This window comes from Candidatus Eisenbacteria bacterium (genome assembly GCA_016867495.1).
Lineage (GTDB): Bacteria > Eisenbacteria > RBG-16-71-46 > CAIMUX01 > VGJL01 > VGJL01.
This window is the reverse complement of record VGJL01000330.1, coordinates 1-1990: the sequence shown is the minus strand read 5'-3', so window position 1 is coordinate 1990 and position 1990 is coordinate 1. Positions and strand designations below refer to the sequence as shown.

Here is a 1990-nt window from a genome sequence, read left to right as displayed (position 1 = left end):
CGCGCGCGACCGATTCCTCGATCGGCAGCCCGCGGGCCAGCCAGGTGGCAAGCGCGGCGGAGTATGTGCAACCGGTCCCGTGCGTGTTCCTGGTCTCGATGCGGTCGGCGGGGTAGCTTCGAAAGCCCCGCGGCGTCACGAGGTAGTCGATGCACTGAAGGGCATCGATGTGCCCTCCCTTCACGAGCACCGCCCGACACCCCGTCTCCAAGATCCGCAGACCCGCCTCCCTGGCATCCGCTTCTCCCTTCACCTCGATTCCCGAGAGGAGCTCCGCCTCGAACCGGTTGGGCGTGACGAGGAGGGCGAACGGCAGAAGGTCCTTCCGGAGCGCAGCCACGGCATCCTCGTGAAGAAGACGAAAGCCGCTCTTGCTGATCATGACGGGATCCACGACGAGGCGCTCCACCGCTCGCTCGCGCAGCTCGTGGGCCACGCTCTCGACGATCGAGGGGCTCGAGAGCATCCCCGTCTTGACGGCATCGATCCGGAAGTCATCGAACACGGCAGCCATCTGCGCATCGATGATCTCCAGGGGGAGATCGAAGCTCGCGGCGACCACCTGCGTGTTCTGGGCCGTGATGGAAGTCAGGACGGAGAGGCCGTATCCGCCGTTCGCCTGGATCGCCTTGATGTCGGCCTGGATTCCCGCTCCGCCCCCGGAGTCCGATCCGGCGACTGTCAGGACCAATGGGATCATCGATTTACCCCCGTGTGTCCCTTGCGCGGGACCGGATCCAGAGGGCCGTTCACCGCGTCGATCAGCTTCCTCAGGCGAGCGAAGCTCTTGCGGTCGAACAACATGGAGATGCCGTGAAGGCCCCTGAGGAGTGGATCCTCGCGATCCTCGTTGGGAAGCTCGCACAAGGCGATCCCGTCCTCGGCGACCATGTCCCGGAACTCAGCGCTCCACTGTTTGAGCTCGCGCTCCTCCGGCGGCCGCCTCAGTCGGAGAAGCAGCCGCTCCCCGACGAATCGGGAGGAGTGGTATCTGGAATAGAAGTGGTCGATCTCCCGTACCGCGGTTTCCGGGTCCGACGTGCTGCTCAGCAACGCCAGATCATCGGGATCGATGTATCCCCGTTCCGCCAGACGGCCGCGCGTGAAGACGAGCCAGCTCTCCCAGTAACCCACTCCCGGCGGATCGACCAGGATGACCGGCCTGGGATCGCACTTGCCGGTCTGCAGGAGCGTCAAGAGCTCGAAAAGCTCATCCATCGTGCCGAATCCGCCCGGGAAGAGGACCACGGCGTCCGATTCCTTGATGAACACGAGCTTGCGGGTGAAGAAGTACTTGAAGTTGATCAACCGGTCCGCGCGGCGGATGTAGGAATTGGGCTCGGGCTCGATCGGCAGGCGGATCGCCAGGCCAAAGCTGCTCTCCTCTCCGGCTCCGCGATTGGCCGCCTCCATGATGCCCGGGCCCGCGCCGGTGATCACCATGAAGCCCGACCGGGCGAGCAGACCGGCGAGCGCCTCGGCGATCCCGTACTCGGCGTTCTCCGGGGCCGTTCGGGCGGAGCCGAAGATGCTGACCTTCCTGTGCGATCGGTAGGGCGCGAACAGCCGGAAGGCATGGCGAAGCTCCTTCATCGCGCTGTTCATGATCTTCAGTTCGCCGCGGGTCGCTCCGTCCTCCACGAGCTTGAACGCGGTGGTCGCGATCTCGCGGATCAAGTTGGGGCTTGAGGTCGGTCCGATGCGCTGGACCAGGTCCAGCACCATGTCGTCGATTTCTTCGCCGAGTGAGTAGTTCAGCGACATTTCTCCCTCCGCGACCGAGCTTAGGTTTCCTTGGCGGCTCCATCAAGCGCGTCGACTCGACTCCGTTTCAACAAGAAACAGGCGTTGTTCGCTATTGAAACTCGCCGGATCGCGTGTCACATGCCCCACGCTCGAAGACCCGTCTCCCTCACCATCATCAGGCAGCGCAACTTCCGCGCGAATCGTGCGATAGCCATGCGCGCGGCTTCTGGCACGAAGTTGGATA

At 64.1% G+C, this 1990-nt stretch carries 2 protein-coding genes; both read right to left on the bottom strand.

Going from position 1 to position 1990, the window contains the following annotated elements:
* Positions 1-700 (bottom strand): bifunctional hydroxymethylpyrimidine kinase/phosphomethylpyrimidine kinase (gene thiD / locus FJY88_13980; protein ID MBM3288435.1); only part of this gene is annotated, 700 nt, incomplete at its 3' end.
* The gene (locus FJY88_13975; protein MBM3288434.1) at positions 697-1764 is read right to left on the bottom strand and encodes a TIGR00730 family Rossman fold protein; all 1068 of its coding nucleotides are present in this window, start codon (positions 1762-1764) and stop codon (positions 697-699) included. The genes thiD and FJY88_13975, both read right to left, overlap by 4 nt.
* Between the last annotated feature and the right edge of the window lie 226 nt (positions 1765-1990).

Coding starts and splice junctions, on each gene's coding strand:
- FJY88_13975 (MBM3288434.1), bottom strand. CDS start 1,764: ATGTCGCTGAACTACTCACTCGGCGAAGAAATCGACGACATGGTGCTG.